This window comes from Bacillus coreaensis, assembly GCF_050586445.1.
Classification (GTDB): domain Bacteria; phylum Bacillota; class Bacilli; order Bacillales; family Cytobacillaceae; genus Robertmurraya_A; species Robertmurraya_A coreaensis.
This window is the reverse complement of the sequence record NZ_JBOCCY010000004.1, coordinates 300,999-317,345: the sequence shown is the minus strand read 5'-3', so window position 1 is coordinate 317,345 and position 16,347 is coordinate 300,999. Positions and strand designations below refer to the sequence as shown.

Sequence of the window (16,347 nt, the reverse complement as noted above, 5' to 3'; positions counted from 1 at the left end):
TATATCCTAAGGCAGTGTCAGACTGAGTTCTCTTTTGTAAGATAAAACATTTATCGACAACATCTTTAAAAAAATTGTCACAACTGAAATTATAGCATCTTCTTGTCGAAGATTGCATCACTTTATTTTCCATTTATGTATTTATAGTTGATATTATGGGAAGTCAGGATTATAATTTTGGTTATGCATGACTATGCTAATGATAGTTTAATAAACTTTATATAGAAGGGATTGTTATACCATTAATAGATCTCAAAGAACCGACAAGAAGAAAAGGAGAAAGCTGAGAATTGCTCGTGTTTTCTTTCTTAGTCTCTTTATAATCCTGGCTGGTGCCGGTGTATATTTCTATAATGTATACTCAGATGTAGCGAATGCTGTCGATAAAATGAATCAACCTCTTAGCCGAGAAGGCTCTGATAAGAGAGAAGAACAAGTGGAATTTGACAGAAAAGATCCTTTATCAATCTTGCTTGTAGGTGTTGATAAGCGTGAAGGAGATAGCGGTCGTACCGATTCAATGATTGTTGCTACTGTTAATCCTGAGACAAACTCCACAAAATTATTAAGTATACCACGTGATACGAGAACTAAAATCATAAGCAATAGTGATCCAGACAAGAACAGAACAACAAAGATTAACGCTGCTTATGCTTATGGCGGAATCGAAATGACAATTGATACAGTTGAGAACTTCTTAAACATCCCTATTGATTATTATGTTGAAGTGAATATGGAAGGTTTTAGAGATATTGTAGACGCAGTAGGCGGAATCGATGTAAACAATCAATACGAATTCGAATTAGATGGTACAACTTTATTAGAGGGTCCTCAACATTTGGATGGTGAAGAAGCACTACAATATGCACGAATGAGAAAAGAAGATCCTCTTGGTGACTTCGGCCGTCAAGAGAGACAAAAGGAAGTAATATCTAAGGTTGTAGCAAAGGGAGCTTCTTTAACCTCACTAGCTAAATACGATGATATACTTGAAGCATTACAAGATAATGTCCTTACCAACTTAACATTAAACGATATGATTGGTATACAAGCAACATATAAAGGAGCAGCAAAAAGCATTGAAAAGTTACAAATGGACGGGGAAGGAACATCTACAGATAATGGCTGGTATTACTTCGTTACAGACGAGACACGTCAAGATCTTTCAGATGAACTCCGTCAACATTTAGGACTAACTACTTCTACCGTTGCAAGAATCAATATCACACCAAATACCTATTAATTAAACTAAGAAAAAGCCCCACTAAAGGGCTTTTTCTTTTACCTATTTTTAAGCATTGATTGAAGTAACAAGCTACTAATTTGAAATCTCCAAAGAATCTTTTCTTTTAAGGTGGACTGATTTTCAACAGTCGTAACCGTAGCCTCATGCCTGCGATAATAAATTAACTTTTCAGGAATCAATAAAGCACTTTTATTCATATCCGCAACAAGACCAATCCACATATCATGCATCGGAACATTTCTCGGGATCGGTAATATTTTCTCCTTTAGCTCTTTCCTAAAGGACATTGCACAACCAATATAACTGTTTTTCAGGATATTTTTAAGTACACCTGCTCGACTCCCTCTATATGCATAAAAAGAATCTATGGTTGGATTCAGATTATTATCAACTACCGTAATATCAGACATGATCATATGAATGTTTGGATGCTTTTCATAGTAGCTTTTTATTGTTTCTACCTTTTCAGGCTTCCAAACATCATCTTGATCACTTAAGAAGATAATATCATTTCTCGTATGCTTAATAGCGTTGTCAAAATTGGAGGTGACTCCTTTATCATCATTCATATACAGTTGGACTCGAGAGTCTTCTTTCATATATTCCTTAATGATGGAGATGGTCCCATCTTTAGAATGGTCGTCCGAAATAATTAACTCATCATTCATTCCCAACTGAGACAATATGCTATCAATCTGCTGTCTTATATATTTTTCTCCATTATAGGTCGCCATCGCTACAGAAACATTCATTGGATTCCTCCACTATCTTCCCTATAAAATTGATGGTCCTTATCTTTAGTCAATCCAAGTAAATCTTTAATAAAATACTCAATAGAGTATCTTTCTTTTATCTTTTCCTCCACTGGCACGTAAGGAGCAATCATAAACTCTGTAGGAACCTCAACATGATTCCGATCAACTACACAAATATTATTTGGGTGGTAAAAATCATACTTTTGTATTTCTTTGTTAGTCGTAATCATTTTTTTATTAGCCCCAAGCATTTCAATCGTACGCATGGTAAGACCGGATTGTTTAGGATGCTGAATATCGACAACAGCTTTTGATTGTTTTAATTTGGCAGTTAATTGATCACTAGGTAAACCTACAAAGGAAAATTCACTCATATTACTTCCGTCGAAATCATTGGTCAAGTACTTCCGCTGATAGTACATTAGCTTACTAGGAAGATACATATAATAGAAAACCTTCAAATGGTTGCGCTCAAATTGATTCTTAACTTCTTTTAGAATCTTATATCGATCACTATGGACAGTACCTACAAAAAATAAATCATAGACAAGAGTGTGTTGATCGTTAGCAATCTCCTCATATTCTACGTCAAAAAACAAAGGTCTAAAGGTTAAACCAAATTTATCACAATCATGATGATCAAATGAAAATACTTCGTCAAATAGATCTAATTTTTCTAGCGTATTCACTTTATTAGCAACTGAGTCCCAAAGCATAAGAACCATTCTTGCTTCAGGGTTTCTCTCCTTCACTTCCTTTAAGAAATGAATCGGTGTTGCCTCTGCTTGACAAATAAAAATATGGTCATATGCTTTACCCTTAATACGTGAGGAAATTCCTTGGTAGTGCTTTTGTATTTGGCCAGTTACTAAATTTCTGTTAATTCGTAATAAAGCTTTCGAAAAAACAGTATTGGAGGGGCGCTCATCGAAGAAATCGACATCAGCACCCATTCTCTCCATAGCAGCCATTAATTTTTTATGATAGTTAAAAAATAATGGGCACAAAAACAATATTTTTTTATCTTTTAAAAGGAGTTCCATTACTTATATAGTCCTTTTTTCTTCATTTCTTCAATAGATTTTTGATAATTATCCTCAACTACCTCTTGCTCATTCACCCATTGAACAAATTGAGTAATCCCTTGTTCAAAGCTAACCTTAGGTGTAAACCCAAGCTTTTCATTAATCTTTTTAAGGTCTGCATAATTATGTCGAATATCACCTAAACGATAATTTCCACTAATAACAATTTCCGTATCGGATTGATACTTTTCCTTCAATAGAGATGCTACCTCAAAAACATTTGTACAAACACCTGTCCCCACATTAAAGCTTTCGAAATTAGCTTCTTCCTTCTCAATTCCAAGAATCGTCGCATCGACAACATCATCAATGAAAACAAAGTCTCTAGATTCTTTTCCATCTTCAAAAATGTTAATGTTATTCCCATTTTTGATGCTCGTAGAGAAGATAGATAAAATTCCTGTGTATGGGTTTTTAAGAGATTGTCCAGGACCGTACACGTTTTGATAACGATATCCTACAACCGGTATATTTAGTGATTTTCCTACAACCATGCACATATCTTCCTGCATTTGTTTCGTAATTCCATAGATGGATGTAGGGTGTATTTTCGTCTCTTCTGTTGTTGCCATTAACTCCACATTTTCTCGGCAGATCGGACATTTTACTTCAAAATCGCCCTTGCTCATATCCTCTTCTATACGAGCGGTAGGATAGACTGTGCCATGGTCAGTACAGTGATACATCCCTTCACCGTATATGGCTCTTGAAGCAGCAATAACGATTTTTTTCACTTGATGCTCTTCATTCGTTAAAATATCAAGTAAGTTAGAAGTACCTTTGACATTTACATCAATATATTTATTAATTTCATACATGGATTGTCCTGTCCCTGTTTCTGCTGCTAAATGAACAACCACATCTTGACCTTTCAAAGCTTGTCTCCAGTCATCACTGTTGACTACATCACCTTTAATAAAAGTAACCTTATCTTTTATTTTTAAGAAAAGCTCTGACTTTGTACCGTCTTCTCCATGAATTTGAGGAGATAAATTATCTAGAACTGTGACATGATAACCTTTACCTAGTAGTCTAAGTGCTAAATTACTGCCGATGAATCCCGCTCCACCGGTAATTAAAATATTTTTCATCATTATATTTCCTACTTTCTATTAATTAAAAACCCTGTATTTACTATATTTTCTATTAACCTAAGTTCGCCCACTATTATACAAAAAGAAAGGAAGAAGTTCAATTGTCACTAAGAAAGCTTGTCAACCCTTTTAATTAGTTTTCCCATGCCCTGATCTAATATGATTCGAAAAAATCAACATTAAGATAAAGAAAAGCATACCAATGGGATTATTAATAAACGGGTTGATATTTGTTAGTAACAACATACCAAAAAAAGCACCTAAAAGTGATCGGTCTAAAGTTGAAAGTTTCTCTCCCGTTCGATAGGCATGATAATAGTTATAAAACACAATAAAGCATAGGAATAACCAAACCATGAGTCCAATGGCCCCTTGTTCAATCCAAATATCAAGAAAACTCATTTCAATTCCATCAATTCTGCCTGCAATAGAAGTACCATAACCTTCACCTATGAGGAATGGGGCTGGCCCATCCAACAATATCCGTTTGGCATCTAATAAAAACTCAACCCTTGCACCTACACTAGTATCTTGAACTTCGCCCGAATCGATTGAATTCTCTGTTTGAGCAAATCTCTCAAGTGTTGTGTAGTGATACAAGATAGGCACAGATATAGTAATCACAATGAGAACAATCGTTTTTTTTATAAGCTCACCATTTCTCACGGCAGCAATGAACTTATTCTTCCAGCCAATGATTGGTTGAATGAACACTAGTAAGTCGATAACCACAATGAGGAATATACTTGCCATTAAAGCAATGGACAGACCTCTTGTATCAGACCAAAAGATAGAAAGTGAGCCTAGCACGATATTAAAGACATCTAACTTTGTAAACCTTTTAGACAAAACATCATTTAGAGAGAGAACCAATCCTATTAAGACAAAGAAATGACTCTTATAAAACACACTATGACTAAGTCTGAACAGAAGATCATCATTCATAATACTTTTCCAGAAATCTTTATATTCATCGAAATTTGCACTAAACACGGTTTTACCCAAAAGAGCGATCATGATAGTAAAAATCGCAACCAGAAATGCACTCTTTTTCAATAGCTGAATAATACGGTCCTTAGAGAATCTTTTTTCAGAAACATAGAAGGCTAATGGAAAATAGGCAACGATTAGTGAAACTCTAAAGAAATCCATTACAATAATAGAAGGTGGGTTTCCATTTATAAACCCGTTTACAGCACTAAATAAAAAGGAAGCTATTAGCAAGTATACACCTATCGAAATAGGATCCATTCTAAAGAACGTGTTCACTTCCATATTAAGATACGCTTTTTCCTTCATGATTCTTATTAAAAATATGAGGATTAATCCTATAAACAATACTTGTCGAATGGATAGAAACCCAAAGTCAATGAGTCTTCCTCCACCCCCGATAAAAAGCTCAACAAAAAAGACTGTCAGCCACATCTTTTCGAACGTATTCATGACGTCCATTCCTCTCTATTATGATAAATCAAACTAAAGTACCCCTTCGCGTATAAAATGCAAAGAGGTTTACTTGTTCTAGCCTTCCTTATCTATAAAGTTCTTTATAATTGATAAGATTTGTCCATTACCACTGATAAATGGAACGGGCTTGAAATTCTCCACATGTCGGATGACATCTGCTAGACTTGTGGGCTCATCCCAAGTAAGAATATGCCCGGTTTCTTGAAATTGCTTTACTATTTCCAATTGATGGTCATCATTATGCTCACCATATTTGATTAGTCGCGGAACAGCAATCACCTTTTTCCCCAACTTTACTCCCATTGTAATAGATCCTGTGCCGCCATGAGTAATGATGAAGCTTGCTTCCCTATACAATTTTTCCATGTTCTCATAAGTAGTGAAATCAAATATCTCCATATGTTCTGACTGATATTTGGTATGACCTGCTTGAACAAGAACTTCCTCCTTTACATTACCCACTAAGATTTGCCTGTCCATTTCCCTTAGTAAGCGTTCAAAAGGAAGTTCATGTGTTCCTAAAACAATTAGTATCAATAGATTGAGCCTCCATAAATAGCCTTAGGATAATGCTTTTTCATATCGTGCCACTGCACAATGAAAAGATCGGCTATTGGATAGACAAGCTTTCCCGAGATAGTTGGGGTGGAAGTTTTCGCAAAACTCTCTATAAAAATAACCTTTTTTTGAAAAAGCTTTGCAATATAACAAATAGGAACAGCCGTATGCGCTCCTGTAGTAACGACCACATCAGGTCTTTCTTTTAGGAAGTAAAGGAATGACTTGATAATATTATAGCTAAACTTAAAAATATATTTAAATGGATAATTCCTAGCACCGTATGCCAAAAAGGATATTTTGTACTGCTTGCTTAAATCCTTTGTAATAATCGATTTCTCAGTAATAATATGATAGTCATACTCCTTAAATAGCGGTTTTAATTGTAATAGTTGTGTTAAATGACCACCAAGAGAAGAAATAAATAACACTTTTTTTCTTTTATCTAATTGCCCTTGCATACCTTACCCTCCAGCAGGAAAATACACCTCAAGTAACCGGTTGATGATACGATCTTGATCGTTTTCCTCTGCTTTTTTTAATCCCTTGCTAATAAATTGATTTCTTTTTTCTTCAGATGACAGAACAGTAAATATATTGTTAGCAAGCTCTACACTATTTTGAACAGGTGTGCAAACTCCTGTACCTTCTGCTAATAAATGTTTTAACCCACCTACTTCACTTCCTATGACAGGTGTACCACACGCCATAGCTTCTAAAGCCACTAGACCAAATCCCTCTATATGTGATGGAAGGACTAAGCAATCCGCTGCACTCATCCACAAAGCAATATCAGCTTGATCCTTTACACCAAGAAACACAATGTGGTCATTAATTTGTTCGTCTCTTATCTTCTGTTCAAGCCTCGTTTTAAAAATAGTACTTTTTTCTGCACCTATTATATATAGCGTTACCTTTTCACCTGCTTGAATAAGAATCCTTATGGATGATATGAGCTCAAGTAATCCCTTTTGTTCGAGGATATTTCCAACAAATAAGATGACCTGACCATCTTGCTCAAGGCCACATTGTATTCTTGCCTGTATCTTATCAATAGGTTTGAACACTTTGCGGTTCACGCCCATATTTAATAAGGAAAGCTTATTCTGATTGATAGAAAAGGTACTAATCAATTGTTTCTGAAGCTCTTCTCCAACAGCAATTACATGATCAGCTTTACCCAAAATGGTCTTCGTGAGCCAAAAGAGCAATGCATTTTTTTTAGCCATTTTATCTATATCACCACCATGAGCGGTGACAACTAAACGTTTATGAAGGAACCATTTAAAAAGCAGTCCTAATAATCCACTAGGAAATACATAGTGTGCATGAATGACATCATAGCTTCGACCTTTTGTTAACAAAGCCCAAATGGTTTGCATACCCCAAATAAAATATTTTTTTAACACATTCCTTTTTCCACTATGGGGATTCGTAATTGCAACAACATCCACTTGGAGATTTCTTTGCTTTAAGGCTTCTACTTGATTTTTAACAAAAATTCCAAAGCTTCTATTCTCTTTACTAGGATACATATTTGTTAACACTAAAACCTTTTTATCATCCATATAGAACACCTATTGTTTTTTCTCCTATGTAGTAGTTTCTACCAATTTAAACACATAAAGTCATTATAACAATATTTATGAGTGAATAGAACCCAAAAGGTGTATGTCAGTTTATTACAAATTTGCAATTAACCTAAAAAAGGGACTTTGATTTTTTATAATCTAAGCCCCTTTTTTATTTACTGTGTCAAGGTTGTTCCTGGGTAGTAGAAACTTAAAATTTCTCCATAATTCTTACCGGTATCTGACATTGCTTTCGCGCCGTATTGACTCATTCCAACTCCGTGTCCAAAACCTTGTCCATTAATAATGAATTGAGATCCCGTATCTTGAACATTGGTAACCATGTAACTTTTGAAATAGATACCGCCCATCATGCTACGAATGTTACTAATTTTCGTATTCTCAAGTTGGTATACGAGTTTCTTAATATCACCAACTAACGCAGACTTTATTTGATCTCTAGCAGTTGTGGAAATAGCTCCATTTCCACCTAGATATACAATACTTGGTCTCGTTCCTAGAGATTGAAGCCACTGTTTTGATACATCTGGCAAATAGGCTATGTCTGTTAATACTACTGGTGCATTTTGATAAGAAGCCAGAACCGCTCCAGGCAATGCATCAATAAACACTCGACCTTGTGCAAAATATACCTTACTTGTATCAAAACCATATTTCTTTGCAATAGCGATACTTGTATCGTATCTGGTTCCACCGCTTACTCTCTCAATATTGGTAATTCCAATTGATTTTAGTTTTTCTACGATACTATTAGATACTGCTGAAGCTCCACCAATTAACGTTACTTTCTTCACCTGCTTTTCCTTTAAAAGCTGCACCGTACTATCGCTAAGCCAATTTGTGTTTGCTAGGATAATAGGAATTTGTTTACTAGCAGCATAGGACGCAATCGATAATGCATCAGGTGATGTTTCAGCACCACTAGTTATAAACACTTCAGAAAATTGACCTACTTTCTTTGCAATTTCGACCGAAGTATCGTAACGAGTAGATCCGTTAACTCTATCAACCTTATAACCTAATCCTTCAAGCGTTACCTTTACAGAATTAGAAATAGCTGCTTCTCCTCCAAGTAAATAGACTTGGCTTGGCTTTAATTCCTTGATTCTATTTACTACCACATCTGAAAGGGAACTCGATGTTGTAAGTAGAAGTGGAGCGTTATACTTCTTAGCTAGTACAGCCCCTGTAATTGCATCCACATGCATATCACCACGACCAATTACTACAGCATTTGCTGTACCGGTCCAGCCTTTTCTTGAAATTTCTACGCTTGTTTCATATCTTGTACTACCAGAAATGGTTGTGGAATAAGAGTCCGAAAGCTCACCAGGTAAGGTTCTCACAAAGTTACCAGATGCATCTTTCATAAAGTACTCAACATGAACCGTACCCTTTGTACGATTCCCCGTTGATTCTCCAGTAGATGTTTTTGTAAATTCATCCGGGAAAGCAACTTTAGAAATACTAGTAATCTTAATATTATCTTTGGATACTCCTATTTTACTAGCTACATAGTTTTTGATATTACTAAACTCAGTAGTACTTGCTTGTGATTCCTTTACGCTACTCCACCATTTTTCAGGGTGATTTAAATCGAGTTGAGAAGTGTTAATTTGTTGTTTAGTTAATGCAATTTTCCATGTGTTTTTTGGATCATAAGGATCTTTTTTAGCTGTTAAGTATGGAACTTGAGCTGTTCCCCAGTAATTTGCATTTGACTCGATGTATCCACCGTTACTTGAAGAATAGACGGCAGAGATAAGATTTCCATTATATCTAAGGACCTTACCAGCAGTTTGATCAACTGCCGCATTAGAATTATTGTAAGAAGATGAACCCCAAATAAATCCATCATATCTTTGGTAAGTGGTTGTATCATCTATTACTGATCCGGATTTTGATTTTACGTAAGTTCTAGCTGCAACCGCTTGTGCTTTTAAAGCTTCCAATGACCAATATGCTGGCATTTCACCTGGTACAACACCCTTTAAGTAATCCTCAAGAGGAAGGGAATTAATTGGTCTAACATATGCCCCACTTTCAATTGTAAACTGAGTGGTTCCTAAGTAATGACGACCATTGATTGCCGCGTAATTACTTGTTCCATATTGAACCGGAGTAATGACAAAGCTATTTTGAAATGTGCTAACTCTCACATTGTTCTCATATAATCCTAATGTTGTACTATTTTCAACTTTAATCGTAAAGTTTTGGCCATCACCAATTTGTGCTACATTGTTAATTAAATACTTCCCTTTTACAGATAGCGTAATAGATGATGTGTTTCCAATATGATGCTTTAGCTTTACTGACACTTGCTCAGTTGCTGCTCCAGCGAACGAAGGAACTGCCAATAAAAACAAGGCTAGCAATAGCAAAACCCTTTTTTTAACACTCAACCGTAATCACTCCTCGTTTTCTCTTATTCTACTTTTTCTAAAACGGATGTTGCTGTAAATCCATTTTCACCACTTTGGGTGTAGATTTCTTTAATTAAGCCTACCTTTGGAGCATAGTACCTAGTTAAAGTAGTTTCTTCATCAACAACTTCATTGGTTGATTTTTGAATCATTAGGACATCCTGAAATGTCCCAGCAGGAACTTCCTCAGTTCCATCTACTGATAGAAGCTTCCAGGTCGTTTGCTTATTCGCATCATTTGCCATAAAGGTTTCTAACTGTTCTAATGGAGTAAAGTTAGGCAATTGATCTTGTCTAGGATTCTCACTGTTAGATTCTGAGGATAATAAGGTTACCTCATCTTTCGTCCAGCGATAAATTTCTGTCGTTAAGTTATCACCTAATTGAAACAGAGTTTGAACATACTCATCATTAGCAGAAATAATTTCCTCCGTAAAAATCACTTCTCCATCTGAAGTAAATGTCTTTTTACTTCCTACTTCCGGACGGAACTCTTGAAAGTTTAAACCTTCTTCTACAGCTCCAGGCTCTTCAGAGTTTTCTGCTTCATCTGTTGTCTCTTCATTTTCACTCGATTGATCTATATCTTCTGTCTTCACACTTGTTGTTTTATTCTCATTTTCACTAGAATTATCTACTTGATTACATGCGCCTAGTAATAAGACTAATAAGCTAATAAGAAACACTATAAGTCTATTTTTCATTTTTCAAACCACCTTTTTGGAAAAAAGACTCGATAACACATTATCGAGTCTTTTATAAATCCATACATCTATTTCACCTTGTTTACTACAGATTGCGATGATTGGACATTAACAACTCCGCCAATTACTTGTAGTTCATTAACAACGTTATCACTACCATACTCAAGCAAGAATGACTCCATACTCTTAGACATTTGGTCTCCCATTAATACTAACGGGGAACCTGTACCAATTGATAATGGAGCAGAAGCAAGAGCATCTGGGAAGTCCTTACCAGTTGTTAACAAAATACTATTTGATTGTACGATGTTTTCAAAGTATAGGTTAATTCTTGCATTTGTTGCATAACGGTCGCTACCTGAAAGGCGAATCACCTTACTGTTAGGATAACTGCTACTCAACTGCTGCTTTACACCATCAGAAATCGCTGCTGTTCCACCAGCAATAACTACTTCTTTATTTGCTAAGTTCAGTGATTGTAATGGTGTTACCTTATCCTTTTGTGCTAGAAGAATTCCCCACTGATTGTTAGCTGCGATCGGAGCCGCCGCAAGAGCATCTGGGAAGTTTTCACCGTACACTACAAAGAGACCTTCAACCTGACCGATTTTCTCCAAAATCTTTCGGTTCGTCTCATATCTAGTAGAACCAGAAATTCTTTCCACCTCTAGCTTCATACTATTTAATGTATCTTCAACAGATTTTGATAGTGCTGCTGTTCCACCAACTAAAACGATCTTCGTAGCACCTAGTCTTGTAATTTCTTGTTTTACTGTCTCATCAAGAGCATCTGCACGACTCAATAAAATTGGTGCTTTATCATAATAGCTTGCTAATGGCCCCGCGGATAAAGCATCAGCAAATTGATATCCCGTACTTAAAATAACAACTTTTTGCTCTTTATCTGCTGCAAATCCATTTGGATACATCTCTTTTGAAATCTGGATTGCTGTCTCAAAACGCGTCTTTCCAGATAGACTAGATACGGTTACGTCTCTAGTTACAGCCACGTTCGAAGCATTTGTCCATAACACATCATTCGTTTGATTATTTATAATCTTTACACTAGATTTTCCACTGCTATATGTGAGTGCTGAATCATACTCATAAAAACCTGCACTTAACTGGTTGTTTACAAACACGCTATATTTCTTGGCAAGGTAGTTAGACCAAACTGTTCGTCCAGTTTCAATCGATGTTACGCGAGTGTTTAACCAGCCCTTTGCGTAATTTACAGCTAACTCTTCCGTAGCAAACGTCTTTAGCAGACCATTGGTACGATGGTAAACTTCGTATCTACTATTAGTATACGTATACGTTTGTTTATCCTTATCAAAGACTCTAGCATTATAAGAAAGCTGATTGGCATAATTAATAGCTTCTTGTTGCGTTTTAAACATTTTGAGGATTTTTCCATTATCGTCATGAACCTCAAACACTTTAAAGAATTCGATAGCAGCATCTGCAATGGCTTGAGCCGCTCTTTGTTGAAAATCTGCTGTCTTGATACGAGCTTCTTCTTCTTTATTCGTCATATAGCCTAACTCTAATAGAATTGCTGGCATTTGTGCTGTACGAATAACATAGAAGCTTTGGTCATTTCCAATTCCACGATTGGTTGAACCAAGCAAATTTAAAAGCTTAGGATGAACTGTTTCTGCTAACCTTTTACTTTCAGACAAATACCCCATTTGAATTGGATCTGGTGGGTAGTCCGGTTGGTAGTGATTCACACCGTCATAGTAATAGGTTTCAAGTCCCTTCACATAAGGACTTGACGGACTAGCATTATGATGAATAGAAATGAATAAACTATTATCATTATTATTAGCTGCTGCTTGATTTGCAACCTTCATTCTTTCGATTAGATCGGCACTTGCACTAACTGTACTAAATTCCCGATCTGTATCTCTCGTCATAAATACTCGTATTCCAGTATTTTTTAAGATCTCCCTAACTCTTTGACCAACCAACAAATTTGCTGTTTCTTCACAAAATCCTGTTTTATTCCCTGAGTACCCACAGGTTCCTGAATATTTCCCACCATGTCCTGGATCAAGGACTAATAGTTTTTCTGCAAAACTACTTGATGGAAAAAGGAACAATAGTAGCATCATAAAGAATATTATCTTCCCTTGTTTCCCCCGCATTTCAGACCTCCTACTTTTTTCCACAATTCGCTACATTTCTACATTATACCATCATATTATTCTATTTTATTACAATTTTCATAGGTTTTCATCAAACTTTTACAATAGGAAAATAGTTCAAAAGTAGTATATTTCGAAAATCTAAAAAAAGAGCAGATCACTCTGCTCTTTTCACGCGGTTTCTTTTTAAATAGGTTTGGAGTAATTTTGATAAGGTTAGTGATTTACTCAACCAAAGAATAACAAAATATATCACTACTCCTACCGGTATAGTTAATGCCAAGATAACCCAATCATTCTGTTCTTTAAATCCATTGATGGAAAGTACAGCAAGTAGACTAACTATCATTGTAGTAGTTGCCATCATGATTTTTCCAAATTCTTTACCGAGATGCTTTAAACGGAAACCACCCGAAAGTCTGTGCAAAGTAGTAAATGTAAGAGTTGAGTAGATTACCCCAACGATAGAAGCTGACAACGCTAATCCAGTTGGTCCCATCCATGTTGCAAAAAAATAGTTTGAGACAATATTTAAAAGGATGGATAAAAGACCAATGCGCATAAAGGAGCTTCCTTTTCCCAAAGTATAGAAGCCTTTTGCTACCACTGCTTGAATGCTATAAAACAAAACAGAGCCCATATAAAACAACGCGTAGTGACTAGTTATCTCAGTAGCTGAAGGTGTAAAAGCACCACGTTCATAAACAAGTCTAACAATTGGTTCGATTAGGATCATCATTCCAGCTACGGATGGGGCTATTAATAAGAACATAGAAGATAGTCCTTTTTCAATCCCCTTTTTAAACATGCTTTGATCATTTAATGACATTGCTTTTGCTAATGTGGGATAGACGATAGTGGCAATAGTAACACCGAAAATAGCCTGCGGAATCGTGACCAATCTGAATGCATAGTTAAGGTTAGAAACGACCCCCTCAGCCATCCTAGATGCATAGAGCATATTTACGGTTAAGTTTATCTGGCCAACAGCAATGGTTACGCCAATTGGTACAAAAATATAATAAAAGCTCTTAATTTCCTTCCAATCGGCTTTTTGACCCCAGTCCATCAGTTTTCTAGGCGTTAACACAACGACCTTTAATAAAAGTGAAAGCAATGATCCGACAAGGTATCCGATTGGAACCGAATAAATACTTAATGATTCATGAAAAAGCAAAGCAAATACTAGGGTAGTTAACACAACAATGGTTTGAGAAAATGTTGAAAAAGAAAATCTTCTTTTTGCATCAAAATACCCTTCATAAACTGCGTTTACTCCCAAGAAGATAATAGAAAGAAAATAAAAGGCAATGGTCCAAGTAGCAATATTAAAGCCATCTTGATATTGACCAAACTCAGGATAAAGCCATTTTACAATAACCGGTGCAGAAACAGCCCCCAATATCGCAATAATAACCGAAAGGATAAAGGTTCCTTTTACAATATTAGTTAAGTGGGAAAAACCCTTTCCATCCTTTTCAAATTTGTAATAAGAAGGTAGGAAGGCATCTTTCATACCCGTTAACAGAAAAAGGATAATGGCATTTGGTATCGTCATAGCAGCAAAATAAGCATCAGCTTTATAAGAAGCACCATATAGGGCTGAAATAACTAAATCACGAAACATACTGGAGAACTTCAGTAAAATAGTAGAAAAGAGAAACAAAAGAACAGATATACGTATTTTTTTTGACATCGTTTGAATTCCTTTTCGATCAATATATGTTCTATCATATCATAATCTCTTTCTTCCTTTTTTCAAGTTCATTTATTCTTTGATAACCTCTCTCCCTTCACTTATAATAAAATGATGAGTTTATTACGATATTACCTAAAGGAGCTTCCTACTCAAACATGTCCACAAAAAAGCGTTTGATTACTAACTTTATGTCCTTAGCCACCATGCAAGGGCTGAACTTTATACTTCCAATCGTGACTTTGCCATACTTGTTACAGGTCGTTGGTCCAAGTAAATTTGGACTCATTAGTTTTGCCCAAGCATTTATCACATATTTTATCTATTTTACAGACTATGGATTTAACTTTGTCGCAACAAGAGAAATTTCGATTCATAGAGATGATAAAAAGAAGGTTGCAGAAATCTTTTCTTCCGTTATGTTGGTAAGGATTTTGCTGTTAGCTATTAGCTTGGTGATATTGTTACTGGTCGTAACATTCATCCCTAAGTTCCATGAATACAGTATCATCTATTATTTAACCTTTGGAATGGTTATTGGAAATGTGATGTTCCCAGTCTGGTTCTTCCAAGGGATGGAGCATATGAAAGTCATATCTATCCTAAATATCATTTCCAAGTCCGTGTTTACAATTGGAATATTTGTTTTTGTGAAACATCAGGATCAGTTCTTAATTGTACCCATTTTAAATTCACTAGGTTATATAGCTGTTGGAATAGCCGCACTATATATCATCCTTATCCGATACAAAGTGAAAGTAGTTAAGCCAACAAAGGACCAATTTGTACATCAGTTAAAATCAGGCTGGGACATCTTTGTTTCCAATTTGGCGACAAGTCTTTACACCATTAGTAATGTATTTATCCTTGGATTCTTTGCAAGCAACACGATCGTTGGATATTATTCAAGTGCGGAGAAAATAGTCAAAGCTGTTTCAAGTATGATTTCACCACTTATTCAAACGGTCTATCCATTCCTAAGCAGAGCTCTACAAGATTCAAAGGAAAGAGCGGTTGGTATCATTAATAAGATTTTTATTCTAATTACAGTAACGATGGGTCTTCTATCTTTTGCACTTGGTATTTTCGCTGAACCGTTAGTGAACCTTGCTTTAGGGGAAGAATATCAACAATCCATCCCACTTCTGAAAATTCTATCGGTACTCCCAATTGTTCTTGGGTGGGCTAACATTTTCGGAATCTTAACGATGATCAACTTTGAATACAAAAAACAATTATCACGGATATATGTAGCTGCTAGTATTTTTAGCGTCATTTGTATGGTGACACTTATTCCAACCCTACTCCAATATGGAACAGCTTGGACTGCAGTATTAACTGAAATCTTTGCCACATCTATAATGGCCATTTTCTTATGGAAAAAGGGTATTCATGTTTGGAAGTGGAAAAACCAGTATAGTTCCGTGGAGAATCAAGGATAAAGAAGCACAACTTAAAAAATCCTCAGGAGTTTTTGATACTTCCTGAGGGTTTTTTGGTTGTTTGAGTCAAAAAACGGCCGTTTTTATTCAATATGATCTCGAACTAATATTATTTTCGTTGATTCGTATTATCTT

Annotated in this window: 13 protein-coding genes; 2 read left to right on the top strand and 11 right to left on the bottom strand. The window is 35.7% G+C overall.

What is annotated here, in order from left to right; all coding sequences use genetic code 11:
* Positions 1-283 precede the first annotated feature (283 nt).
* Positions 284-1,243, top strand: coding sequence for an LCP family glycopolymer transferase (locus ACQ5H4_RS09110; RefSeq protein WP_488592168.1), 960 nt, complete (start codon positions 284-286; stop codon positions 1,241-1,243).
* 38 nt (positions 1,244-1,281) lie between these two features.
* Here the strand turns inward: ACQ5H4_RS09110 and ACQ5H4_RS09105 are convergent, their stop codons facing one another.
* From ACQ5H4_RS09105 to murJ, 11 genes are all read right to left on the bottom strand, one after another.
* Positions 1,282-1,998, bottom strand: coding sequence for a glycosyltransferase family 2 protein (locus tag ACQ5H4_RS09105; protein WP_430774625.1), 717 nt, complete (start codon positions 1,996-1,998; stop codon positions 1,282-1,284).
* Positions 1,995-3,044, bottom strand: a complete 1,050-nt coding sequence (locus ACQ5H4_RS09100; RefSeq protein ID WP_430774624.1) for a WaaS/CpsH family glycosyltransferase — start codon at positions 3,042-3,044, stop codon at positions 1,995-1,997. Before ACQ5H4_RS09100 ends, ACQ5H4_RS09105 begins: the two co-directional genes overlap by 4 nt.
* The gene (locus tag ACQ5H4_RS09095; RefSeq protein WP_430774623.1) at positions 3,044-4,180 is read right to left on the bottom strand and encodes an SDR family NAD(P)-dependent oxidoreductase; all 1,137 of its coding nucleotides are present in this window, start codon (positions 4,178-4,180) and stop codon (positions 3,044-3,046) included. Before ACQ5H4_RS09095 ends, ACQ5H4_RS09100 begins: the two co-directional genes overlap by 1 nt.
* A 129-nt stretch (positions 4,181-4,309) precedes the next feature.
* Entirely contained in the window at positions 4,310-5,623 is a 1,314-nt protein-coding gene (locus ACQ5H4_RS09090; RefSeq protein ID WP_430774622.1) for a hypothetical protein, read from the bottom strand.
* Positions 5,624-5,701: 78 nt separating this feature from the next.
* Complete coding sequence (gene pssE, locus ACQ5H4_RS09085; protein WP_430774621.1) at positions 5,702-6,184, bottom strand: PssE/Cps14G family polysaccharide biosynthesis glycosyltransferase; 483 nt, start codon at positions 6,182-6,184, stop codon at positions 5,702-5,704.
* Positions 6,181-6,666, bottom strand: coding sequence for a PssD/Cps14F family polysaccharide biosynthesis glycosyltransferase (gene pssD / locus ACQ5H4_RS09080; RefSeq protein WP_430774620.1), 486 nt, complete (start codon positions 6,664-6,666; stop codon positions 6,181-6,183). Before pssD ends, pssE begins: the two co-directional genes overlap by 4 nt.
* Positions 6,667-6,669: 3 nt before the next feature.
* Positions 6,670-7,773 (bottom strand): glycosyltransferase, encoded by a 1,104-nt coding sequence (locus ACQ5H4_RS09075; protein WP_430774619.1) that lies wholly within the window; start codon positions 7,771-7,773, stop codon positions 6,670-6,672.
* A 179-nt stretch (positions 7,774-7,952) separates the two neighbouring features.
* Positions 7,953-10,199 (bottom strand): SpoIID/LytB domain-containing protein, encoded by a 2,247-nt coding sequence (locus ACQ5H4_RS09070; protein WP_430774617.1) that lies wholly within the window; start codon positions 10,197-10,199, stop codon positions 7,953-7,955.
* 23 nt (positions 10,200-10,222) lie between these two features.
* Positions 10,223-10,924 (bottom strand): hypothetical protein, encoded by a 702-nt coding sequence (locus ACQ5H4_RS09065; RefSeq protein WP_430774616.1) that lies wholly within the window; start codon positions 10,922-10,924, stop codon positions 10,223-10,225.
* 68 nt (positions 10,925-10,992) lie between these two features.
* Complete coding sequence (locus ACQ5H4_RS09060; RefSeq protein ID WP_430774615.1) at positions 10,993-13,074, bottom strand: cell wall-binding repeat-containing protein; 2,082 nt, start codon at positions 13,072-13,074, stop codon at positions 10,993-10,995.
* A 157-nt stretch (positions 13,075-13,231) separates the two neighbouring features.
* Positions 13,232-14,770, bottom strand: coding sequence for a murein biosynthesis integral membrane protein MurJ (gene murJ / locus ACQ5H4_RS09055; RefSeq protein WP_430774614.1), 1,539 nt, complete (start codon positions 14,768-14,770; stop codon positions 13,232-13,234).
* 158 nt (positions 14,771-14,928) lie between these two features.
* On the opposite strand from murJ, the gene ACQ5H4_RS09050 reads away from it, so the two are divergent.
* Positions 14,929-16,212, top strand: coding sequence for a flippase (locus ACQ5H4_RS09050; protein WP_430774613.1), 1,284 nt, complete (start codon positions 14,929-14,931; stop codon positions 16,210-16,212).
* The last annotated feature ends 135 nt before the right edge of the window (positions 16,213-16,347 follow it).